General features: G+C 39.9%; 21 protein-coding genes. 9 read left to right on the top strand and 12 right to left on the bottom strand.

The window, feature by feature from the left end; all coding sequences use genetic code 11:
* Positions 1-442 precede the first annotated feature (442 nt).
* The gene (locus FNZ24_RS09405) at positions 443-1,339 is read left to right on the top strand and encodes a LysR family transcriptional regulator (RefSeq protein WP_153914223.1); all 897 of its coding nucleotides are present in this window, start codon (positions 443-445) and stop codon (positions 1,337-1,339) included.
* 2 nt (positions 1,340-1,341) lie between these two features.
* Here the strand turns inward: FNZ24_RS09405 and FNZ24_RS09410 are convergent, their stop codons facing one another.
* From FNZ24_RS09410 to FNZ24_RS09425, 4 genes are all read right to left on the bottom strand, one after another.
* Entirely contained in the window at positions 1,342-2,385 is a 1,044-nt protein-coding gene (locus FNZ24_RS09410) for a LysR family transcriptional regulator (protein WP_153914224.1), read from the bottom strand.
* A 103-nt stretch (positions 2,386-2,488) separates the two neighbouring features.
* On the bottom strand, positions 2,489-3,448 hold the full coding sequence (locus FNZ24_RS09415) for a DUF4097 family beta strand repeat-containing protein (RefSeq protein WP_153914225.1): 960 nt from the start codon (positions 3,446-3,448) through the stop codon (positions 2,489-2,491).
* Positions 3,445-4,083, bottom strand: a complete 639-nt coding sequence (locus FNZ24_RS09420; RefSeq protein ID WP_153914226.1) for a hypothetical protein — start codon at positions 4,081-4,083, stop codon at positions 3,445-3,447. Before FNZ24_RS09420 ends, FNZ24_RS09415 begins: the two co-directional genes overlap by 4 nt.
* Positions 4,080-4,649, bottom strand: a complete 570-nt coding sequence (locus FNZ24_RS09425; RefSeq protein ID WP_153914247.1) for an RNA polymerase sigma factor — start codon at positions 4,647-4,649, stop codon at positions 4,080-4,082. Before FNZ24_RS09425 ends, FNZ24_RS09420 begins: the two co-directional genes overlap by 4 nt.
* 283 nt (positions 4,650-4,932) lie before the next feature.
* Here FNZ24_RS09425 and FNZ24_RS09430 point away from each other — a divergent pair, with 283 nt between their 5' ends.
* Positions 4,933-6,798: a methyl-accepting chemotaxis protein gene (locus tag FNZ24_RS09430; protein WP_153914227.1), complete on the top strand. Its 1,866-nt coding sequence runs from the start codon at positions 4,933-4,935 to the stop codon at positions 6,796-6,798.
* 197 nt (positions 6,799-6,995) lie between these two features.
* Here the strand turns inward: FNZ24_RS09430 and rpiA are convergent, their stop codons facing one another.
* From rpiA to FNZ24_RS09445, 3 genes are all read right to left on the bottom strand, one after another.
* The gene (gene rpiA / locus FNZ24_RS09435; protein ID WP_153914228.1) at positions 6,996-7,658 is read right to left on the bottom strand and encodes a ribose-5-phosphate isomerase RpiA; all 663 of its coding nucleotides are present in this window, start codon (positions 7,656-7,658) and stop codon (positions 6,996-6,998) included.
* 92 nt (positions 7,659-7,750) lie between these two features.
* Positions 7,751-8,575, bottom strand: coding sequence for a mechanosensitive ion channel family protein (locus FNZ24_RS09440; protein ID WP_153914229.1), 825 nt, complete (start codon positions 8,573-8,575; stop codon positions 7,751-7,753).
* Positions 8,576-8,584: 9 nt separating this feature from the next.
* Entirely contained in the window at positions 8,585-9,952 is a 1,368-nt protein-coding gene (locus FNZ24_RS09445) for a hypothetical protein (protein ID WP_153914230.1), read from the bottom strand.
* A 444-nt stretch (positions 9,953-10,396) separates the two neighbouring features.
* Here FNZ24_RS09445 and FNZ24_RS09450 point away from each other — a divergent pair, with 444 nt between their 5' ends.
* The 3 genes from FNZ24_RS09450 to FNZ24_RS09460 all read left to right on the top strand — a co-directional run bounded on the left by FNZ24_RS09450 (position 10,397) and on the right by FNZ24_RS09460 (position 12,859).
* Positions 10,397-11,386, top strand: a complete 990-nt coding sequence (locus FNZ24_RS09450) for a cytochrome-c peroxidase (RefSeq protein WP_153914231.1) — start codon at positions 10,397-10,399, stop codon at positions 11,384-11,386.
* A gap of 250 nt (positions 11,387-11,636) precedes the next feature.
* Complete coding sequence (locus FNZ24_RS09455; protein WP_153914232.1) at positions 11,637-12,305, top strand: cupin domain-containing protein; 669 nt, start codon at positions 11,637-11,639, stop codon at positions 12,303-12,305.
* A gap of 200 nt (positions 12,306-12,505) precedes the next feature.
* Positions 12,506-12,859, top strand: coding sequence for a HopJ type III effector protein (locus FNZ24_RS09460; protein WP_153914233.1), 354 nt, complete (start codon positions 12,506-12,508; stop codon positions 12,857-12,859).
* A gap of 18 nt (positions 12,860-12,877) precedes the next feature.
* On the opposite strand, the gene FNZ24_RS09465 is transcribed toward FNZ24_RS09460, so the two are convergent.
* Together FNZ24_RS09465 and FNZ24_RS09470 are read right to left on the bottom strand one after the other, a co-directional pair.
* Positions 12,878-13,465, bottom strand: a complete 588-nt coding sequence (locus tag FNZ24_RS09465; protein ID WP_153914234.1) for a NapC/NirT family cytochrome c — start codon at positions 13,463-13,465, stop codon at positions 12,878-12,880.
* 311 nt (positions 13,466-13,776) lie between these two features.
* A complete protein-coding gene (locus tag FNZ24_RS09470) occupies positions 13,777-14,670 on the bottom strand; it encodes a TolB family protein (RefSeq protein WP_153914235.1) in 894 nt (297 codons plus the stop codon).
* 366 nt (positions 14,671-15,036) lie between these two features.
* On the opposite strand from FNZ24_RS09470, the gene FNZ24_RS09475 reads away from it, so the two are divergent.
* Entirely contained in the window at positions 15,037-15,807 is a 771-nt protein-coding gene (locus tag FNZ24_RS09475) for an outer membrane protein OmpK (RefSeq protein ID WP_153914236.1), read from the top strand.
* Between the two features lie 89 nt (positions 15,808-15,896).
* Here FNZ24_RS09475 and FNZ24_RS09480 read toward each other — a convergent pair whose 3' ends face one another.
* Positions 15,897-16,295 carry a hypothetical protein gene (locus tag FNZ24_RS09480; RefSeq protein WP_153914237.1) on the bottom strand — a complete coding sequence of 133 codons (399 nt, stop codon included), beginning with the start codon at positions 16,293-16,295 and terminating at the stop codon, positions 15,897-15,899.
* 529 nt (positions 16,296-16,824) lie between these two features.
* On the opposite strand from FNZ24_RS09480, the gene secA2 reads away from it, so the two are divergent.
* Positions 16,825-19,152: an accessory Sec system translocase SecA2 gene (gene secA2 / locus FNZ24_RS09485; protein WP_153914238.1), complete on the top strand. Its 2,328-nt coding sequence runs from the start codon at positions 16,825-16,827 to the stop codon at positions 19,150-19,152.
* Between the two features lie 533 nt (positions 19,153-19,685).
* Here secA2 and FNZ24_RS09490 read toward each other — a convergent pair.
* Positions 19,686-20,015, bottom strand: coding sequence for a hypothetical protein (locus tag FNZ24_RS09490; RefSeq protein ID WP_153914239.1), 330 nt, complete (start codon positions 20,013-20,015; stop codon positions 19,686-19,688).
* Between the two features lie 646 nt (positions 20,016-20,661).
* Between FNZ24_RS09490 and FNZ24_RS09495 the strand changes: the two genes are divergently transcribed.
* On the top strand, positions 20,662-22,161 hold the full coding sequence (locus FNZ24_RS09495) for an alpha/beta fold hydrolase (RefSeq protein WP_153914240.1): 1,500 nt from the start codon (positions 20,662-20,664) through the stop codon (positions 22,159-22,161).
* Between the two features lie 50 nt (positions 22,162-22,211).
* Entirely contained in the window at positions 22,212-23,090 is an 879-nt protein-coding gene (locus FNZ24_RS09500; RefSeq protein ID WP_153914241.1) for a hypothetical protein, read from the top strand.
* 195 nt (positions 23,091-23,285) lie between these two features.
* Here the strand turns inward: FNZ24_RS09500 and FNZ24_RS09505 are convergent.
* Positions 23,286-24,466 (bottom strand): vitamin B12 dependent-methionine synthase activation domain-containing protein (locus tag FNZ24_RS09505; RefSeq protein ID WP_324187471.1); only part of this gene is annotated, 1,181 nt, incomplete at its 5' end.

Genomic DNA, 24,466 nt, shown 5'->3' on the forward strand with positions numbered 1-24,466 from the left:
CCTATTAATTATTATTTTATTAACCGCAAATAATTTAATTTGGCAGTTAAATAGATATTGCAAAATTGTTAACTGATAATCCAATGCGAAATTAAGCATTGAACAATGCAATAAAACTATTAATTAAGAATAGTTTTTAAAATTTATTGATGCACTTTTTGAATTAATTTAATACCTATTGGTAATCAATTAAGTTAAAATTAAATGATACATTTTGATACGAATTTATTTTGAATAAAAGCCTTTTAATTCAGTGATTTAGTTATTTTATTTTAATCTGGTTTTATTTTATTGTTTATGTTTAACTTTAAAGTTAATATTCGGTTAATGCATGATTGATTTTATTTTTTAGCTTTATTTGATGTGTTTGTTGTTTCTGGTTAAGTTGACGTGATTGTTATTAATCTAGCTTTTGTTTTGTTTTTATATATTTGGGATTGTTATGGAGTTACGTCATTTAAAACATTTTTTGGTGGTTGCTGATTTAAAACATTTCCACCGTGCTGCACTAGAATTGAATTTAGCTCAGCCTTCGTTATCACGAAGTATTCAAAAAATGGAAGACTTATTAGGAGCCAAATTATTAGAAAGAACATCACGTTCAGTGACATTAACTCCATTTGGAGAAGTGGTTGTTGAACATGGTAGTCGGATTATTCGTGATGTGGATTTTTTAAAGCGTGAAATTAAAGCTATTCAAGGACTAGAAACCGGAGAGTTAATTGTTGGTGCCAGTGCAATACCTTTAAACAGTATTGTGGGACCTAGCATTGGCCAATTTGTTAATAGTTTTCCTAATGTAAATGTGGAGTTGAAGGTCGGCAATTGGCTGTCGCTATATCAGCAGTTATGCAAAGCTGAAGTGTCGTTGTTTATTGCAGAAACCAAAGCGACCGAGTTGGATCACAGAGAAGATATTGAAGTTATTCCATTGCCAAGCTTTCAGGCTATTTTTTGTTGCCGTGCAGATCACCCATTAACCCAACAAGATTCGTTATATTTGGATACTCTTAAGCAATATCCCATAGCGATCCCATCAGCTTTACCTAAGCCTTTATATGATCAATTTGGCGATCTGTTTTCAAAGTATCGAAACGATTTCTCTGGCTTGGTTAAATTTGAACAGTTTCAGGCCGTTAAAGAATCATTGTCTGAGTGCGATTTAGTGGCATTAGCACCAGATGTATCGGTTAAAAAAGAGATTGAAGCGGGTAGTTTAGTGGCATTATCGCTAGCTGATATGCCAGACATTCAAGCATCATTTAGCATTGTTCATTTAAAAAACCGCCGACTCACGCCAGCAGCAACAGCATTTATCAATTTTATTAATCCGGAGTAAACTTATTTAATGGTTTTTTCCGCTTGATGTTGATGGCTTATTATTTGATTAACAGTGTCAAATATCCATTGAAATAAAGGCTTGTTTCGATGCCGATAGTGGTGGCAAAAATAGCTGTTAAATTTTACAGGTTTGTTTTCTATTTGAATGCGCTTACTTAATACCTGAGATGAATCTACACCATGATACTCAGCACCTGCTGCATGTATGAGTTCAGTTTTAGCGACAACGTTTAAAATTGATTCAGGGTGCGGGCTTCTAAAGACTATTTTTGGGGTTAAGCCTGATCTTTCTAGATATCTTTCAACGAAAGTGGTGTTCTCATTCCAGCCTGGTACATGTAAAACTGCCAGAGGATAGGTTGCAAATGCTTGTTCATCAATGGCTCTGCTAGCAAGCGGGTGCTGCTTACTTAAATATACACGGGCATGTAAACTCGGCATTGATTTTACCGTCATTTCTTTAGACAATTTTGGTGAAAGTATCGTTACTGCAATATCTTGCTTTCCTGTTAATAAGTCCTCTTCAGTATCATTATTCCAAACTGACACAACCAGTTCGACTTTTGGTGCAACCTCGTGAAGTGCCAAAAACAACTTATCACTTATTAATCCTATTAGTGCTGGATGCAAGGTGACATTGAGTCGTCCTGTCAATTCTGACATTTCAAATTGATCGACATGATTAATAATGTCGGATAGCTCTTGCCAAGTATTAGGTAAGTGCAGGGCTAAATAGTGGGCTTTATCTGTAGCACTTAGACCATGTCTCGTTTTGACAAAGATAGGATCATTGAAAGCATCACGCAGCTTTTGTAAGGCGCGGCTCACCGCAGGTTGACTCATATTGAGTCGTTCAGCGGCTTTATAGGTATTAAGCTCTTCATACAAGATGAAAAAAACAGTGATCAAATTAAGATCGAGCATTTCAAATGGCGTTTTATTCATTGTATTTAAAGATAATTGCTCTGAGGTTTTTATAGTGTATTGCGGAACTGCTGAAATGTCGAAGCTGTTGTCATTTAGATAGCTAGACTTTAAGCCCACCAACTAAAAAGCCCTTAACACTTGAGTTAAGGGCTCTAGTTAAAGGCTTTAGTTAAAGGCTTTAGTTTAGCGCTATCAAGAAAATGGTATTGTCGCTATTTGACTATTGCTCTAATTTAATTTTTCCACTCACTGTGCTGGCATTAAAGCTGCCGCTTCCTTGTTGGGTTTTAAATTGAATAGACTGTCTTGAGGTGTACTTGGTTTTCATTGGTTTATCGTCAGTTAAACGATTTTCAATTCTTCCACCTGGGCCACCATCAATCTCGAATGCTAAATTTGGCATATTGGTAAACTTAACTTCAATGTCACCGCTGACAGTATCGAATAATACTTTAGTGATGGCGTCACTCAGTTTAACTTCAATATCGCCGCTAACAGTAACCACTTTAACTTTTTCCGCTGCAGTAAAACTGCCTTCAACATCACCAGAAACTTGGTCAATGCTTAAGTCAGTAACTTGGTTGTTTTCTGATTCGAGCTCACCACTCACTAAGCGATACTTTGCCTTTCCTTTTACATCTTTATCTTTGATGTCACCAGAAACGGTTTCTAACTCAATTTTACCGTTTAGCGATTCTGCTTTGATGTTACCTGATACGTTAGTAAGGCTGATTTTTCCTTCTATATCTTCGACTTTCATATTGCCGCTTACTAAAGATAACTCGACTTTGCCGGTGAGTTTCTCCATCGCATAATCAGCAGATACCCCTTCAGCTGTGATCTTTAGTTCTGATGGCACGTAAATCACTAAATTTGAACCTTGCTTATTATTACCACGGTAGCTACTTGGCATCTTATCTTCGATTTTAATTTCGTCGCCTTTTTGCTCCAAAATAAAACCTTCTGAAAGTTCATCTAAATGACCTTTTACACTGATGAGATCTTTATTCCAGCCAATAATTTCTACTTTTCCACGCTGAACTTTTAATTCAATCTGTGGGTTAGCTGAAACCGAAATTTCACGGTCAACTTGCTCTACAGCTAGGGCAATAAATGAGGTGAATAACACGCTAGAGCCGATAATGATGCGGCCTAGAAGTTGGCTAAATTTAGCGTTCATATTAGATTTCCTTGAGTCGATGGAGTCGTATTAATTGGAGTACGTTGCTGTTGTTGTAACAATTCAATTTCGCGTTTCATGATCCAAAGCCATAAATCCCACACCTGCTTGTTATTTGGATCATTTTTTAAGGCTTGTTGGATCTGTTTTGACGCAAGCTCTAGTTCTGAAAACCCTTTATTGAAAGGATTAGCTTGATTATCAAGCTGCATACCTACGGTATATTTGTTGTCGTCAAAGGCTGCTATCTGTTGTTGGTGGGTCTGAGCAATTTGATCCACCAAGGCTATTAAATCTTCAGTTGATTGACTCGATAAGGCATTGTTGACCGTCACTGGCTCTTGAATTGGCGTGACGGCTGGAGTTGATAGTTTCCAACCTAAGACCATTACAAAAGCGAGACTTGCAGCCATAGCAAGCATTTTCCAATGCTGTTGATGACTTGCTGAAACAGGCTTTGTCATTGAAGTATTAGACGTTGTTTTAGCACTTATTTGATCATCAATGTCTTGCCACAAATCAGCTGGAGGCGTTATCTCTTTTGGCAAGCTGGCAATGAGATCGTCAAGCTGTGTTGATTGCTTTTGTGGCTGTTCGTTTGAATGCGCCTGTAAGGGGGAGCGAGATTTTTTCATGACAGCATCTCCTGTAACATCTGTTTTGCTCTGTGGTACTGGGCTTTACTGGTACCTACAGCAATATTGAGTATTTCTGCAATTTCCTGATGCTGGTAGCCTTCAATGGCACTTAATACAAAAACCACTCGGGTTCTTTCTGGTAGCTTCATAATCAACTTATCTAAACGGTGATATTCATGGTGCTCACTTGCATGTAAATCTGTGTATTCAGCGACATCATTGCTGGGCAAGAATCGATGCCAAAAGCGCTGTTTTGCTTTCATGCTATTGATTGCCTGATGAACCGATAATTTATGCAGCCAAGTCGTAAACTGACTCTCTGCGTTAAATTGATCTAACTTTTGCCACAACCTTACAAAGCAGTCTTGGCAGATCTCGTCGGCATGATCGTGGCTACCACTTAAGCGGAAGCTAATCGCGTAGACTCGACCTTGGTGACGCTGATAAAGCTGTTTGAAAGCGGCTTTATCCCCAGTCTTTGCTTGGTTCACTAATGCCTCGTCAGACACTTGTCCGTCGAGTTGATCATCATTCAATCCAGCTTGCTGTGTAGGCTGCTGCATTTGATGATCATTATCAGTGATGTTATTGGAGTTCAGGTTCACCATTTTTTCCGTTTAGGTGTGAGTTACTAGATTAGACATTAGCAAGTTCATAAAAGGTTTACTCGGTTATAAAAAATATATTTAGATAATGCCCCTTTGGTCGATAAATATACAGGCGTAAGGTAAAGCTAATAAAGTAATAGCTTGTATTGCCTGCACAAATTTAGTTTGCTTAAAAATTGTATAATAATGAATTAAGCATCTATATTTTTAATGTACCTTAAGGTTATTAGGGATTTATATGCTAATTCGCACCAAATTAATGTTGAGTGTTGCTGTGTCTTTGGTGGCTTTTGTCGCTATGTTTTTATTACAGCTATACACAAGTGATGTGAAATCAACCTTGGCAGATGCAGCCAACAATATTACCGAAATTGAGCGTGAGGTTTTGCAGCTTAGAGTCACCGAGAAAGATTTTTTTGCTCGATTAGACGCTAAGTATATCGAACGTCACGATGCCATTTATGTAGAAATCAACAATACAATGGCAATCCTTAAAGAAGCACTCATCAGCCGAGGTTTATCAACTCAAAGTTTATCCAGTTTTGAACAAAGCTTAGATAAGTACAAAGCGATATTTTCCGAGTTAGTCATATTGCAAAATGAAATCGGTTTAACGCCTAAAACAGGCTTATATGGCGATTTACGTCAGTCGGTTCACAATGTTGAATCAATACTGAAAGAGCAAGGCCAAGCGGGTTTGTCTGTCACCATGCTGCAGTTACGCCGTAATGAAAAAGACTTCATGCTAAGACGCGCACAGAGTTATTTAGATAAGTTCGATAAAAACCTCAGCCTGTTTAAATCCCAATTACAAACTTCTTCACTTAACTCTCAAACCAAAGCACAACTAGTTTCATTAGCCGATGCTTACCAAGCTAGTTTTAAATTACTTACCAACAAAGAAAAACAATTTGGCTTAACGGCTTACGATGGTGACATGCTCAAATTGAGGGAGTCCATTCAACGCACCGATAAAGACTTAACTCAATTACAAAGCCAAACCAATATTGAAATTGAAGATGCAGAGAACAATGCGCTGATTTTAGGTGCGAGCATATTTGTCCTCATTACTTTGGTGTTGTCGGTTTGTGCTTACTTGATTTTACGCAGTATTGTTGTCCCAATTAATGACATTAATCGAGTGATTTCTGAGGTTGAAAAAAATAAAGATCTGACGTTACGTTGTGATGAAAGCAAAAATGATGAACTCGCTAGAATTGCCAAACATTTTAATGCCATGGTGGTGAGTTTTCAGACCTTGATTGAACAAGTTAATGAGTCTGTTGATGCGATGAACATCTCTTGTGAAGAGCTAACCCAGAATGCAGTGGTGGCATCAGAAGGAGTTTCAAGGCAGCTAAGCGAAACCGATATGGTGGCTACGGCGATTACCGAAATGGGCGCAACCATTGAAGAAATTGCCAGTAATACTGAACAAGCAGCCCTTAAGGCTAACGAGACCAACGATCATGCTCAGCAAGGTCTTGTCAGTGTTGAACAAACGATAGAGAAAATTCAAACCTTGGCGAGCCAGTTAAGTGATTCATCTGAAGTGGTCGGTGACTTAGAGCGTGACAGTGAAACCATTGGCAGTGTGTTAGATGTTATTCGAGGTATTGCCGAGCAAACAAACTTATTGGCATTAAATGCGGCGATTGAAGCGGCAAGGGCCGGTGAGCAAGGTCGCGGCTTTGCGGTCGTTGCTGATGAAGTGCGCAGCCTTGCTATGCGTACCCAAGAGTCTACCGAAGAAATCTCTAAAATTATCACGACATTGCAATCAAGGACGCATTCAATTGTGCAATTGATGGATGCAAGCCAGCAACAGGGCAGTGACAGTGTAGAGCAAGCTGCAGGAGCTGGGGATTTATTACAATCCATTACCCAAGACGTGCAAACCATTTCAGACATGAGTACCCAAATTGCCACGGCCATTGAAGAGCAAAGTATGGTGGCGGCTGAAGTGAATAAGAATGTGGTGATCATTCGAGATATCGCTGATGAAACCGCAAGCGCAACAGAGGAGAACTCTGCGGCTACCCAAGATGTCAGGCTTAGAGCTGAATCACTGCATGAAGCGGTTAGCTTATTTAAGGTGGGTTAACTTACCTCAGGTCGAGACAGTCTCAGGATGGGACAATCTCAGTAGGGGAGAGTCTCAGGACGGGACTATCTCAGGATGGGACAGTCTCATTACTAGACATCTTTAGAGATGAAAAAGCCCAATCAATGATTGGGCTTTTTTGTGCTTTTATCAGCATTAATCAATGCTTACAGAGTCAGTGCTCATCGATGTAAAGCTTACTGAGGCAATACCGTTTTAACACCGTCTGGTGAGCCAACAAGTAGTACGTCTGCGCCACGGTTTGCGAATAAACCGTTGGTCACGACACCCACAATGGCATTTAGCTGAGTTTCGAGTGCTTTAGGGTCAAGGATTTTGTAGTTATACATATCTAAAATAACGTTACCGTTATCAGTCACTACGCCTTCACGATATACAGGATCGCCACCTAGTTTTACCAACTCACGAGCAACATAAGAACGCGCCATTGGGATAACTTCAATAGGTAAAGGGAACTCGCCTAATACGTCTACCTGTTTAGTATTATCAACAATACACACAAACTTTTTAGCGACTGCAGCAACAATCTTTTCACGGGTTAACGCAGCGCCACCGCCCTTAATCATGTCCATATGAGCATTGATTTCATCAGCGCCATCAACGTATACAGATAAATCTGCAACACTGTTCATGTCAAACACTTCAATGCCTAATTGCTTCAGCTTTTCTGTTGACGCTTCAGAGCTTGAAACTGCCCCTTGAATGTCATGCTTCATGGTTGCTAATGCATCAATAAAGTGATTTACCGTTGAACCCGTGCCAACGCCAACAATACTGTTTTCTTCAACGTATTTAAGCGCAGCCCAGCCGGCAGCTTTTTTCATTTCATCTTGGGTCATATCAACATCCTAAGGTGGCAAGTTTGCAATGGTAAGTATTAAATTTGGCAAGAGTATAGCAAATGCCACGCTGTTCAAGATATGGCAGAAATTTAATTAATTGCCTCAGCGGTCTCAGAAGTTGACATAGAATAAAATTCTGCCTGTTTAAAGGCATTTAACACTCTAAAATTAATATCACTGGCAAACTTTCTCTCTAGTCTAATATCCATCACATAGGCTTTTATCGTTAACTGAATGAGGTGTTCGCCATACTGATAATCAGTCGCAATATTGACGGTAATTGGCTTATCTAAAAAAGTATAAGGCGAGCATTGAGTCGCCTCTTTTGCGAGAGTCATCGCTTTTAAATGGTCAGTGTTGATGGGGAGATTAAACGTCACCACCACCATTTCATCTAATGCACCACTGTTAGCATTCGACACCGCCGTTTTTAGCGCCTCCGCATTGGGTACCATTACAGTATTATCATCGAATGTTCTAAGCCAAGTGACGCTCCAATCCAGTTGAATGACTTCACCGTAATGGCCTGACAGCGTCACCATGTCACCCACTCGATAAGGCGGGGTAATCATAATGATAAGGCCAGCTATCATATTTTTGGCGGGCTCTTGGGTCGCTAAACCCAATACAATACCGATTGAACCAATAACCGCTAAAACCAGATTTTCATGGGGGTCTATGATCTCAGTGATGGTGTAAATGATCACGGTCGCCCACACAAACAGGCGAGCAAAAGGGTATAAACGACTCCAGAGTAATCGATATTTAGGCAGCTTTATCGTCAGTTGCTTCAGCGCAAATTGCACAATCACCATGATTACCCAAGCAAAAAAACACACTAAGGCAAAAGCAAATAATTTATCAAATGAGATGATATCTAATATGGCTTGTAAGGCTTTACGAGAGTCTTCCATATTGCGCTCCTACAAATAAAGCTTGTTGTGATTGACTAAATGGGTCGCAATCAGTCGAGTTAACGTGGGGGTAATAACATAGTTATGCTGGGCAAAATCTTGTTTTGAGTAATGTGCCTTTAGCAATCCTTGCCGTGATAGGTATTCAAGCTTTAATGAGCTTTGTTCAACGCTGGTGGCAAAGATTTCTGCATGCTGAAATATTCGCAGACCACCATGCACATATAACTCAGCTAAACTGAATAAGTCTTCATCTGAACATTGTTTGAGTGTGGTGGTATCGGGCGTGCAAATAGGCTCAATGGTTAACGGGTGGTTTGGATCTTCAGTTAACGCATTAAACAATAACACACAGGCCAATTTGCTATGGCCGCCACTGACTTGATGCAGCTGTTTAGTGAGTTGTTCAAATGCCGTTTTTTCAGCATCTTCGTCGCCATCATGGGTTAATCTAAGGCCTATGTTAGTGGTTTTGCATTGGATGACATCCCTAAGCTCTAGCAAAGAAAAGTAATCTAATCTGATGATTGTTTTGACAAAGTTAGTAATGGAATACTGTGATGATAAACGATGCCATACGTAAGTTTCGCAGCCTAATATCCAACAATGTTGTTGTCTTGTTTCCATAATCACAGTGGCGAACGTTACCAAGGCTTGATAATTGCCCATCATTCTCAACATCAGTTTGTGAAGGTCATCAATAATAATGACGTGTGACTCTTGCTGATTAATTAGTGTAATAGCTGCGGTGATTGATTTAGGCTCATCGGTAATATTGAAGCAATAACATAGGTTGGCGATCGCTTCTTTAGCCGATAGCGCAGCATGATAAAAGCTTAAATAAGTGACAGGCTCTTTTAAATGGTATTGGTAATGAAACTGATTCAGAAAAGAGCTCACCCCTGAGCCAAATGGGCCTATAACAGCCGTTAATTCTCCTTTGTTGTTTTGCCAGCGTGTAATCGCATCAATGACTTTTTGTCGTTGAGTATCACGGCCAATAAAACGGCTGTCATCTGTCAATGATGCTGCTGTATCAGTTACTGCAACTGTAACCACATGCTGGTTTGTCTGCTCTGAACAGATTTGAGGGCGTTGTGCCGACTCTGATTCAGCGCTTATTTCTGAATTAGACTCAGAGCGGGATGTAAGACTAGCGTCTATTTGAGGCTGGCGATCGGGTCTTATTGGATTATAAAGCAGACTTTTCTCCACTTCTGATGCGATCGGTTTAATACGAGGATAAAGCTGAGTGATCTCTTTGAGCGATAGCTTTCCTTCAATACTATCGCCATCTGGGCTAATGGGAGCTTGCCCTGAAAGAAGGCTTTTGACTGTTTGCCATGCTTTAGAAACGAGAGGGAGTTGAACATCCATTTAGTGGCAGCCTTCCTTTCGGCCTCTTGAGGACAAACGTCTTCAATAAGCTCTTTATTCCATTGGTATCACTTAACTCTAGCATAGTTAATAGTGGTTAAATTAGTCGCTTTATTTAATTCGGGTTGGTCTAACACAAGTCAATTTTGATTTTTTAGATGGATTCAAGAGGCATTTAGGGGGAGGTTGTAACTGTAATTGATGCTTTTTTGATACAAAATAGTGTGATCTAACTTGGTTGTAATCGGTATTTTTGATGCAGTTTTATTCGCTAATCTGTTATATGGGTAACCTACCTTATTTGTGATAATTTACAGTGATTTAAGTCTCATTTTTATTATCATAATACACGATAGACTCAATCGGATTTTGTCACTGTAACTAATAAAAAGTGGAGGATATGATGGCTGCAATTAAACCACATACACCATAAGGTTATTAGTTATGACAAAGCTAACCTCAGTTGCAATTTTGATTGCATCAATTTTTTCAATCTCTACCTCACAGGCTAGTGAGCCAATCGAAGTGATCAAGCCAGCTGTTATCACTGAGCCTGAAAAAGTTGAACTAGGCAAAATGTTATTTTTTGAACCACGTCTTTCTATGTCTGGTTTCATTTCATGTAACTCTTGTCATAACCTTTCTTTAGGTGGTGTAGATGCTCTGCCAACTTCTATTGGTCATGAGTGGCAAGAAGGGCCAATTAACTCTCCTACAGTATTGAATGCTGAATACATGCTAGCCCAGTTTTGGGATGGCAGAGCAGCTGACTTAAAAGAGCAAGCTGCGGGCCCAATCGATAATCCTAAAGAAATGGGCTACACCCATGAATTGGCAGTAGGCACTATTGCTTCAATGCCTGGATATGTAGAACGCTTTAAAGCAATCTACGGTTCTGATGAAGTGAACATCGACAGAATTACCGATGCAATTGCCGTATTTGAAAAGACATTGGTAACGCCTAACAGCCCATTCGATAAGTATTTAGAAGGCGATAAAAAGGCCATTACTGCTGATGCTAAAGCGGGTTACCAGTTATTTAAAGATAAAGGCTGTGTGAGCTGTCATAACGGTCCTGCGGTTGGCGGCACTATGTACATGAAAATGGGCCTAGTTAAACCATTCCATACCGATAACCCAGCAGTTGGTCGTAAAGGTGTTACAGGTAAAGAAGCTGATAAGTTTGTGTTTAAAGTACCAACGCTACGTAATATCGAACTTACCTACCCATACTTCCACGATGGTAGTGTATGGACACTTGAAGAAGCAGTTAACACTATGGCTGATATTCAATTAGGTCAGAAAATGACTGAAACTGAAACTAAGCAAATGGTTGATTTCTTGAAGAGTTTAACCGGTGACCAACCACAAATTATGTTACCAATTTTGCCACCATCAAATGAGAATACGCCGCGTCCAGTTCCATTTAAATAAGACGTTGAGCTCGCTGGTTAATCGAATGATTAACAGTGGAAAGCAGTAATTAGCTTCATCTCCTAATTGCTGCTCATTGCAACCTCCCTGACAAAGCCTGTTCAATTTATTGAGCAGGCTTTTTATTTTATTCTTATTAATCAATAAAAAGCACCAATATGTAACTATCACACTTTTAGGTGCTGACTAGGTTTTAATGGTGATTCAGCCTATGATGTTGCCATTAAGAAAAACGAAGAGTTGTGATGTTATGGATACTATCAATATGGACTTCACCAAGCGGGTGGTGATAAATACTCAGCAGCTTAAATGGGATAAAAGCCCTGCAAAAGGGGTATGGCGCAAACGTTTAGCCAGAGAAGAAGCGGAGCGTGGTCATGCAACAAGCATTGTTAAATACGATGCAGGCGCGAGTTTCTCGTCACATCCCCATCCATTAGGCGAAGAGATTTTGGTGCTATCTGGGGTCTTCTCAGATGAAACAGGTGACTATCCTGCTGGTACTTATATCCGCAACCCTGAGGGATTCAGTCATGCGCCTTTTAGTGAGCAAGGTTGTGAGTTATTAGTTAAGTTACATCAGTTTTTACCTAGCGATACAGAGCAAGTCAGAATCGATACACGGAATACCGATTGGTTACCTGGCCAAGGTGATTTACAAGTGATGCCGCTGCATCAGCACTTAACTGAATCTACCGCGTTAGTGTTTTGGCCTGCTGGTTGTCAATTTCAGCCACATCGTCATTTTGGTGGAGAAGAAATTTACGTGATAAGCGGTGAGTTTATCGATGAATTAGGTCGTTATCCTGCTGGCAGTTGGATCCGCAGTCCCCACTTAAGCCAACATAATCCGTACGTTGAACAAGACACTGTGATACTGGTTAAGGTTGGTCACTTGATGGTTGATGATAAAAATTAGCCTAAGTTAACTCAGCAGCGATTTGGATCGCAATTTGGGTCGTAGCAGTGGCAATAAGAAATAGTTTGGCAATAAGACATAGGGCAATAAGAAATAGTTTCAATTGACCTAGCTTGCAGCTCCCTTTAAGTTAATTATCTCAATAAGATAAGTTTATTTCTCAGTGAATTAATATTGCATAAGAGGTTTTAAAATAGTTTATGGCACAACAGACACTTAGTCAGTTTATCGCATCCTTAGCACAACCAGAACAGCTAAAATTTGAACAAACCATGGCAGTTATTGAAGCCAATTACGTTTATACCCCAAGTGCATTTACTAATGGCGCACAAAACAATGCAGAGGGTGAAAATGCTGGCTCTTGTAAGGTGTTTGCTTTTGGGATATTGCATCAGTTAAATGAGCAACAAACCTTGAATTTATTTGGTCAGCATTATCGAGATGTCGTGGCCACTCCTGAAGGGAATGACCACCAAAATATCCGTCAATTTATGCTTAATGGCTGGGATGGTGTTAAATTTTCAAGCGATGCATTAGCGTTAAAAGGCGCATAATCACCGCTAATTCGACTGTTAGAAGCCTTCAACTCCCGCCATATCTGGTAATTGATGAGCTATGCCTTTATGGCAATCAATACAGGTTTGTTCACCACTTTCTAAATAGGTTGAATGCATTTCAGCTGCGCGAGTTGATTGGCGAGTGAAATCCATATAGTCGAATTCATGGCAATTTCGGCACTCTAAAGAGTTGTTGGCTTTAAGGCGTCGCCATTCGTGTTCAGCTAATTGGCGGCGTTTAGCTTCAAACTTTTCAGGCGTATTTATCGAACCCACTAAATGCGCCCAAATCTCTTTTGAAGCTTGCATTTTTCGCGCTATTTTATCAGTCCATTTATGGGGCACATGACAATCGTGACAGGTGGCTCGTACACCACTACGGTTAGTAAAATGAATGGTTGGCTTCATTTCTTCATAGACATTTTGATGACAACTGCTACAAAACTCCTCGGTACTCGACATTTCCAATGCAGTATTAAATGCGCCCCAAAAAATGATCCCAGCAACAAAGCCACCAATTACCAGAAAGCCTAAGCTGTAATGGACACTCGGTTTTTTCATCACTTGCCAAACGGTGTTCAGTAACACGATTAACTTTTTCATATTTTACTCATAAACTCATTAGAAAGTCTGTTGTTGGCCCTCTAACTTGATGGGCGAATAACATCGTGGCCGCATTGGTATAATAATTAACCCGACTCAATGAGTATAAGTGGTATTTGTTTATCTGCTTGGATTGTTGAATAAATCCTAAATAAAGGTATCGATAGGATCTAGCTTCAGGAAGTAGGCGCAAAAGACTGATCATCAAATTAATAGTATTTAAGCGTAAAGCATCACTTTTGATGAGACTTGCAATAGTGAAGATGCAAGCTAGCAAGGGAAGTATCCCTTGCTGTGTGCTTGCTTATTGATTAAATCGTTAACGCAGTGAGCTTAATCTGGTACAAGTTACCTCTGCCATTTTCAATTCGAGTAAAAAACAAATACTCGCCGTTAGGTGAGATAATTGGAGTGAATTCATGGTCCGCTGTATTCACTTTATCGCCTAAGGTTTTAGCGACAGTCCACTCGCCATTAACACGGTTTGAAATATATAAATCGCCTTTTCCAAGACTATCTTCACGGTCTTTAATACTGAAAACAATCGTATTTCCATCGCGGGAAACTGCTGAATCTCCAATATTGCCATTGACGCCATAGATATGGCTTGGCAATGGTTTTGGCTGACTAAATCCATTTCCTTTTGGCTGAGCAACATACATATGGCGGCCATTATCTCTAAAGGAAGGGAAGTAAAGTTCGCCCTTATCTGTCAGTGATGGGTATAGATCTGCAGCATCTGAGTTTACATCCACTAAGTATTCAGGTGCTTGCCACTGACCATCAAGTTTGGTTGATCGCCATAAATTCACCTCTGCTGCTTCCGCCTCTCCTTCAGCAATAGGACGCTTAGAGACAAAATAAAGCTGAGTATAGTCAGGGCTATAAAAAGGATCCGCATCTAAATAGTCACCTGAAATTGCGAGCGCAGTGGGTTGTTGCCACTGCCCCGATACAAACGATGACTGCATCATAGTGCAGTGGCTAAAGTCATCTTTACATCTTGCAAAAATTACCTCATCCCCAGCCTTGTTGAACACAGTATTAATTTCAAAATTGGCTTTAGTTGAAATAATACCTGGTGCAAATTCTACCGCTTTATCTTTTGCTAACGCAGAGTGGTAAGGCGCAGCGTATAAGTCCTGTTGCGGAAACATGCTTGAGATAACTGCTGTGCAAGCCATTAATTTAAATATACTTTTCATCTTTTATAAAACTCCCTTTATATGCTTACTTGCCACTGATTAACGTTAAGTAGCTTAATTTTTGAGTAGAAATTTTGGCAATGGTATTATAAAAAACACAAAATGTGAATTTAGATTTACATTTTTGATTTGTTGTATAGCTTGCTAAATGGGTTCATTTATTGAATTTAAATTTAGGAAAAGAGGATGAAAAAGGAAAATAACATTTCGCTTTACGGGGGGATCTATCGCTTAATTAAGTGTAAATAAACTGTCATAATAGTTGGCACTGTTTTGTTAGGAAGATAATGTCGATAACGCGATATTTTATCTTTGATAAACATAACTATTCGATATTACTCAATATTATATTTACAAGGACTGAATATGAAACGTCTACTCGCCCTGATACTGCTTTGTCAGGCTCCTATTGTTGCTGCAAATGACGCTACTTCAACAGAGATAGTGCATTGGCAAGACAATAGCCTGTCTTACCTGTATGGCGATAATTTTAAAGTGAACCCAAAAACTCAGCAAACCATCACTTATGAACATGCCAGTGGCTGGAATATCGGTGACTTGTTCATGTTTGTGGACTTCACTAAATATAATGGCGAAGAAGATTTTTTAAATGGTGAAACAACCTATTACGGTGAGTTTTCCCCACGTTTTAGCTTTAGTAAAATGTTGGATAAACCTGTAGAAATGGGTTTTGTAAAAGACGTATTAATTGCGACTACTGTGGAGTTTGGTGAAGGCGATGTTGAGTCATTCCTAATTGGTGCAGGCTTTGATTTAGCGGTTCCAGGTTTCGATTTTTTCCAATTAAATATGTATAAACGCCTGCCTGATGGCCGTGATGGCGATACATGGCAAATTACCCCAACTTGGAAAATGAGCTGGCCTGTTGGCGAGTCTACTATAGTGTTTGATGGCTTTATTGATTGGGTAGTCGATTCTGATGGCAGCTATGAGAAAAACTTCCATTTTAACCCACAGCTAAAATATGACTTAGGCAAACAAGTAGGTTTAGGTGATAGCGCGTTATTAGTTGGTATTGAATATGATTATTGGAAGAATAAATACGGTATAAAAAGCAGTTCAGGCTTTAATACTGACCAAAGCGTGACGAGCTTATTGGTGAAATATCACTTTTAATCAGCTCAGCTTTAATGATTAAAGTATCATGAGTTGAAATACGGATATCGTTTATGTGCGGCATAAACGATATTCATTTTAACGCTTTTTTATTTAGGATCGCGTAAATAGGTTTTACGATGGGCAAATTGCTGATTAAGTCTGCTCACATCAGCTCGAGTCGGATCCAACACCTCAGTAGTACCATCATCATTAACCATATATTTATCAACGGTCTTATTAACAAAATCTACCACAAAAACTGAGCCTGCTTCTTGTTGAACGATAGAAGCATCTCGCTGCTCAGCAGAGCAATCATTACATTCGATAACCGCAGCAGAAGCGCTTGATGCCAAGAAGAATGAAGCTGCTAAAACACAAGTGGCAAAAGATAAGTTCATCATGACTTTTTTATTGATAGAAAGGTTATTAGCCGCAATCTGAGTATTAGCACCCTGACTCTTAGCACTCTGAGTATTAGTCCGCTGAGTATTAGAGAAAGTCTTCATAAAAACTCCTATCATCGATTTTGTTTAAACTGATTAACACCCAATTAAGTGTGATCTAGGTCACGCTTAAATCCTATTGGATAAACTTCTAACTGTCTAGCGTTAACAGAAAATTAACGATTAATGGCCAAATGATTGATAGCTCAATCTGTTGGCTTGTTAGGTGATAGACACACTAGAGGCACAAAACCTGCTACAGGCTCAAAACATGCTAAAGGAGCAAATTCTCCCTAAATAAGTACCCAAGCAGATTGACACCGCATTTGACCATATTAGTTTAGAGCTAATTTAAATTGATCAGGTTTAGATTAATTTTCTCTTGCTACTTACTCTACCCAGTTATTTTTGACCTTTTTTCATTAAAGTTTTATTTACTAATTAATTAATGAAATCAATTCTTTAGTTATGACTCGAAATGTAATGGTTAGCATTAATTTAGATTGAGGAACAAGGGCTTAAAAGCTTTTGACTTGAATTAAGCCTTTCCACAACCAATATATAATTTAAGCATAAACAAACAGGTGGAAGTATGTTTAAAAGGGTTTTGGAAAAACTGCAAAGGTCATCGATTGAATCCGACCTTAAACCGTTTAAGAGAACGTTGACACAAATAGACTCCTTCAGCGAGACATTGAAATCTCTTTGTGATGATGAACTCAAAGCGCAGCTGCAATCACTGTGTGCTTCTATTTCCCCACCAATGAATATACCCACTCAAGTCAAAATTTTTGCTTTTGTGTCAGAAGTATCAAACAGATTATTAGGCATGAGGCCCTTCGATAGCCAAATGTTGGCAGGGTTAGCATTACATGACGGTTATATTGTCGATATGAAAACTGGGGAAGGTAAAACATTAGCCGCAGCTGCCCCCGTTATTGTTAACGCGTTAGCTGGCCGCAAAGTTCACGTGCTCACCTTTAATGACTATCTGGCAAAACGAGACAGTCACTTTTTACAGCCCATTTATCAATTTTTTGGTTTGAGCGTGGGTATGATCCAAGCTGGCATGTCGGGTAAACAACGGAGAAAAGCTCATGCCTGCGACATTGTTTATGCCACAGCCCGAGAAGTTGGCTTTGATTATTTACGTGATCAGTTGGTGCATTACAAACAGCAAAAAGTATTGTCGGAGTTGGATGTTGCCATTGTTGATGAAGCCGATTCGATTCTGATTGACGAAGCCCGTATTCCTCTGGTTATTTCAGGTGATATTCACCAAAACAATGATCAACTGACGCGCATTGCGACGGTGATTAAACAACTAGACAAAACAAACGATTATGCGGTCGATGAATTTAGCACCTCTGTTCATTTGACGGACAGCGGCAGTCGTAAAATAGAGCAACAATTTGGCTGTAAAAACCTGTTTGATATCGATAATTTGCCCTTGCTGACCAGCGTCAATCTAGCACTGCACGTCGAGGTTTTGCTGGTCAAAGATATAGATTACATAGTCAAAGACAACTGCATCAAACTGGTTGATGAATTCACCGGCAGAATTGCCGAAAAACACCGCTGGCCTGATGGTATGCAATCGGCATTGGAATCCAAAGAAGGACTGCCAGTCAAAAAGGAAGGCCAAACGCTAGGCTCAATCACCTTGCAACATTTGATGTGTTTGTTTAAGAAAGTGAGCGGAATGACCGGCACCGCAGTGTTGGCAGCGCAAGAGTTTGAGCAGTTATATAAATTAAAAACCTGTGTTATTCCTCCACGTAACCCCTGCATTAGAATAGACAAGCCAGATCGAGTGTTCAGTACAAAAGCCGAAAAAATCAGTGCCATTTGCAATGAAATATCCTTGATTCAATATACAGGGCAACCTGTTTTGGTGGGCACGTCCAATGTCCGCGAGTCTGAAGACTTATATGCTTTGTTAGTCGAAAAAGGGATTGAGTGTTGTCTGCTCAATGCCAAAAATGATGAGCAGGAAGCCCAAATAATTGCTCAGGCAGGTGCTTTGGGGGCCGTCACAATCTGTACCAACTTGGCCGGACGCGGCACTGATATTTTACTGGGGGCAAAAGACACTGAAAGCAATATACAAGTAAAAAAGGCTGGTGGCCTACATATTATCGGCACTAGCCGATTTGAGTCGAGACGGATTGATGATCAATTACGGGGACGGGCGGCAAGGCAGGGCGAGCCTGGGTCTTCGCAATATTTTGTCAGCCTTGAAGACAAATTGTTTAATCACTTGGGGCAGGATGGCTTGTTGTCTGGCAAAAGTGACACTGGGGAGTTGCTATCCAACGCCCGTATCAGCAAAAAAATTGCCCATGGCCAGCGAGTGCTAGAAGGCGCGAATCTTGATAGACGCAAAGCGTTATACAAATACAGTGATTTGGTTGAACAACAAAGGCAAATGATCCACCAACTACGGAATGACATTTTACTGGGGGATGGGGCTGAACAGTTTAAAAGCAAAGTCACTCCGCGTTGGCAAAATCTCAGTACAGTCGTGAGTGATGAAAAGCTCAATGAAGCCCTGAATATTGTAGTTATGCACGCCATCGACAAACTATGGGTCCAGCATTTGTCTGAGATTGACTATATCAAAGAAGGCATTAATTTAGTGGGAACGGCGGGCTCCAGTTTTATGTTAAGTGGTAACGAGCCTTACCATGTGTTTATCCATCAGGTGCAGCAAGTTTTTGAACAATTATTGGCAGAATTAAAAACGGCGGTGGTTGATTTGTTCAATAACCTTGCCATAGACGAAAACGGGATTAATCCCAACAGTGAATTATTTGCAATGACAAAATCGACCTCATCATATGTAGTCGCTGATAATCCATTTGACGCTGTAGACAGACAGTTTATAGCCAGTATATGGAAGAAATTGAAGTTAGCATAAAAGTTATTGAAGGTAGAGAAACTAGCTCCGATTTTGGGAAAATGTTGAGGTAAATGAATATTTTGAGGTTAATGAATAATTTGTGTCAGAGTATACAAACCCAAATACCGCTGCATTCTTCAATATTCCCCATTTTAATGTGCGATTAAGTCCAGAATTCAGATAATAACTGCGACTCACTTATTAAAAGTCATTAGGTTACTTTTTAAAGGGGCGGCATGTTAAGTGTTTACGGGGGAGTAGTTAGCATCAGACTTTATTTGAATTTGAATAGCAAAGAGTCATAAAAGGTCATCGCAATCCAGGTAGGAGTTATTACTTTACTTTTTATCAATGAGTGGCGTGTTAAGTTATGCTGTTTCTCTCGTCATCTCCAGTGAAACAAACTCTTTGGAAACAGCATTGATGCTTCTAAATTGGTACCACTGCAACCCGCATATCAACAACGAACACACAATAAAGCTGATAACGGGAAGCAGAAGCAATGAGATTAATGGGTCTGCTAAATTAAGTAACATCATTAAATCCATTTATTAGTCCTTTTTACTTACTAATGCTGTATCTGACTCTGTTACTGATTCAGTCAACTCAAGAGAAGAACTTAGCTCAAATAGTTGCTCTGCGATGTGACTTTGCAAATTCAAAGTAATTTCTTGTGTCGCAGTTTGTAGCATTTCTGTGGTTGCTTCAGTAAAACGTGTTTCTAATGCACTTACGACATCAGCACTACTCAATTCGTTCGCTTGAGCGCCAACACTTGCTGTTGCAATCACGGCAATTAACGCTAATTTTTTAAATGTACGGTTAGTTTTTGTAGATGCTGAGCGAGTGACTAAATTTGTATTTGAGCTTGAGTTAAACATGGTGTCTTCCTTTTCAATTATGGGGTACACCTAGGTTATTACAAGCTGCGTGCCAAGTTTTGGGGTGGCCAATTAAGTGTCTGATTTAAAGTGTTTTTAGGTGGTTTTAATCAAAATCAAATCAGAAATAAATCAAAACATATTCAATTTGAACCTGTGTGATAAATAAACAATTAGTCATTTTAACCACCTAAGTAGTGAGTTTAGCTAACTCTTAATTAGCAAACCGAAAATACAAAAAAGCGGCTCTAATGAGACGCTTTTTTATGTTCAAAAATAACAAGTCGTGGCGCTTCGCCCACACCCGACCAAGAGGGGGAACAACAGCAATCCCCCTCTTGGATCTCCCATGCCGCCCCGACGAAGTGTTTTTCCTCATGCTAATTTAAGTGAATTGACTACCGCCTCAGATTCGCCATCCATGGCTCAACTGAGGCTATCTCGGCATCCATGCCGAGCTCACGTCAATTCACTTAACGCACTCGGACACTTCCAACGGGGAATTATCCAGCGTCAGACTTCATTTGAGTTAATGGTTTTTAGGTTTAGTTTATTCTGACCCCACTTATTCTATTGCAGGCTACTTGTTTGTTTTTTTGTAAAGACGGTGTATTGTTCGTGTTCGTTAACTCTTTAGGGAAAAAGTGTGCGGATAAATAGTGGTCAATTTTACGTATTATTGATATTGCTGATGTTAGTATGCACGGAAACAGTGGCATCAGGCTCTTGGCTAGAGAAAATTACAACGGGTTATAAAGAGGTTGAGACTAGAATAATAGATGGGTATTCAAAGGATGAACAACCCCAGCAGTTGGTTGCTGCTAAACCCTTGCCTACAAGTTCCCCAAATGATTGGTACTATTCCTATTTCAATGAACCTGTTTTTAATAGTCAAATTGTAGTTTTAGAGGCCGGTTCAAAGCATAAAGAAACTATTATGCTAGTGCATGGGCTGGGTGAGCTTGGAATGAAAGATTGGTTCGACGTTATTCCTTTGTTAACTACTGATTATAATGTGCTTGCTATCGATCTTCCTGGCTTCGGTTTATCGGGTGTTCCTAAAGGGCGTTACTCTCCTACTCATTATGCTGAAGTGCTAGAGGCTGTTTTAAACGAATATGTTGATAAGCCTATTACACTAATAGGCCACTCGATGGGAGGTGCAGTGAGCCTTCGATTTTCCTCCATATATCCAGAGCGAGTTAAGCAACTTATTTTAGTGGATGCCGCAGGAATTCTTGAAAAAACTGCATTTGTTAAACATCTTAGCTCAGTACCTTCTAATGAATCAGTCGTTCCCGACGTGTTTCAGAAAACCTTAGCGCAGGTAAATGATTTTGGTTCATCGTTAATTGAATTAGGAACACTCAATGATCCAGCATCCGACTTTTTACAAAGTAGCGATACGACTTGGAATTTGCTTCTATCAAACTCTCCTAATATGAATGCTGCACTAAGCTTAGTGGAAGAAAATTTTAATTTGGCTGTAAGGGAACTTGAGGTTAAGACAACCGTTATATGGGGGGAGAATGATCGGGTCGCTCCACTCAGAACAGCCAAGGTTCTATCAGCTAATATAGATGGTGCGACTTTAGCTGTTATTGAAGGTGCTGCCCATGTTCCTATGAAAACACATACTTTGGAGTTTATTAATACGGTAAAACAGGCTATTAACTCAAATGTTCCAATAGTTACTAATTATGAGTTTGAGCTTACTCAAGGTGATTTGGTTTGTAATGGAAAATCGAATGTCACCTATAGCGGTAAGTATGATGCAATAGTGCTTAATCAATGTACCAATATTAAACTGCAGACTATTACTGCTAAAAGTTTAGAGGTTAATGACTCGCTTGTTGAAGCTGAAAATCTCACACTTATGGGCCCAAATATAGCGCTGAAAGCTAAAGAGTCCGTTCTGCGAATTACAAATGGAACTATTAAGGGCAATAAGGCCATTTTACTGTCGGGTTCGCGATTAGATTTGGCTGGAGTTGATATCAGTGGAGATGATTACGCTATTTATTCAGATAAGCACTCTCAGGTGGTGCTGTCGATATGTAAGAGTGGAAGTGAGCTATATACTGGTTTAGCGCATGGTGTCTATGAAGTCACCGAGACAACGTTAGATGGGCTGCTTAGCTTATAAGTCAAAGAAGTCATTTGATAGTTTTGATAATACTTAATGGAGTAAGTTTTTTGAAATTGATAAAAAAAATAACGAACTGGATCACTCTTTTTGTTTCAGTATTGAGCATGCTTTCACCTGTGTATGCCAAATCGGAACAAGATAAATATGAAGATCTTAGAGATGGTTTTTTCTATAAGGCATATGGAAAATTATCCCGTGAAACCATTAGGAGTATCTCTGATACTTACAATAAACAGTTAAAGCAAGATGGTGATAATTCATTAAGTAGAGCCGAAATTCATTCATTGCTAGGTCTTATCTGGAGTATGGGGTTAGATAATGATTATGCTATTGCAGACAGCCAACTATCTCTGAATAAAGCTGATGAACCAAAAGACAGATATATTGCTATTAGTGCACTTTCACTGGCATTTTATAATAAAGGGTGGGTAAACCTCGCTCGGAAACAGTCAGCTTTACTTCAAGAAGGTGAGTTCGATGGCTTCGCTGATAAATTTAAGCATGAAGAATTAGCTGCCAATCTAATAGTTGGTTCTCTAGCTGTTAGAGAAGGTAACATTTTAGTTGCACAGGATACTTTTGGTAAAATAGCAGAGTCTACTGATAAACCTTGGATTAGTTCATTGGCCACAGCGGCTGCAATTACCATGAGTGGCTCAACAACTAATGTAACTTCACGATTTAGTTCTATTTTAACGGATCCAACATTAACTGGTCTTGAGAAAGAAAAAATAGAAGATATTGCTGGGGTTGTTAGACGAGATAGTCAGACAGATTTAACAATTGAGTTGACTAAAAAAGAGAAAACAGCAATGACTCAACAGGTGACAAATCTACTTTTTGAAAGTATCGAGCATCAAGGCAAGGCGACAACGCAAGCTTTAATAGTTGAATTGAAACGTTACGCTGATAGTGTTGATTTCTAGATAGTGATGAAGGCGCTTTTAAATGAAATCTCAATATTGAATCCATAATTCATTAAGGGTACTCAATAAACAGAAAAGCCTTCGAGTCTCTAATTCAAAGGCTTTTTATTCGAGAAAGTATTAAGTGGTCTTAATTATTCAATATTTTCTATTTAATTGCTTCTGTGCTCTGGCTTTCTTTATTCAGGATTTTTCTTACTCAGGATCATAATCCAATACTGGTGCCAACCAACGCTCGGTTTCTTCCAAGCTCATGCCTTTACGCTTGGCATAATCCTCAACTTGATCTTTACCTACATTCGTCACCCCAAAGTAGCGTGATTTCGGGTGGGCAAAGTACCAGCCTGATACGGCTGCGGTGGGGAACATGGCATAGCTTTCGGTGATGTTTAAACCTATGGTTTCATCGGGTTTAAGCAAATCCCACAATAGTCCTTTTTCAGTATGATCAGGACATGCTGGATAACCTGGCGCTGGGCGAATCCCTTTGTATTTTTCACGAATTAGCGCTTCGTTATCTAATACTTCATCGGCAGCGTAACCCCAAAACTCTTTACGTACCCGTTCATGCATACGTTCGGCAAAGGCTTCGGCTAAACGGTCGGCAAGGCACTTAAGCATAATGGCGTTGTAGTCATCATGGTTTGCTTCAAAACGCGCGACATGTTCATCAATACCGTGACCTGCGGTGACTGCAAATCCGCCCATGTAATCGGCAACGCCTGAGTCTTTTGGCGCAACAAAATCAGATAAGCAGAAGTTATCATTACCGACACGTTCAAGCTGCATGCGCAGATGATGGGTGGTCATTTCAACTGTGGTGCGTGTTTCATCAGTGTAAAGCTCGATGTCATCGTGGTTAACCGTGTTGGCTGGGAACAAGCCCATAACCGCTTTGGCGGTGAGCCACTTTTCACTAATGATGGTTTTAAGCATGGCTTTACCATCGGCGTATAGTTTGCGGGCTTCTTCACCTACAACCTTGTCGTCTAAAATATCTGGGAAACGGCCATGTAATTCCCAGCTTCTGAAGAACGGCGTCCAGTCGATGCGATCGACTAAGTCTTCAAGTGGGTAATCATCAAATACCTGACGACCTAATACATTCGGGGTAAATGGGGTGTAGTTGTCCCAGTCATGCTGGCAACGATTCGCGCGCGCTGCCTCAATGGATACGATGGTTTTACGTTTGGTTTGCGATAAGCGTTTTTCACGCATCACATCGTATTCATTATAGGCTTCATCAATGGTGGCTTGACGGGTGTCGTTATTAATCAGTTTTGACACCATAGGCACGGCGCGTGAGGCGTCGGCAATGTAAATTGCGCCAGTGGGTGAATGAGGCGCAATTTTAACGGCGGTATGAATTTTTGAAC

This window comes from Shewanella sp. TC10, assembly GCF_009663145.1.
GTDB lineage: Bacteria > Pseudomonadota > Gammaproteobacteria > Enterobacterales > Shewanellaceae > Shewanella.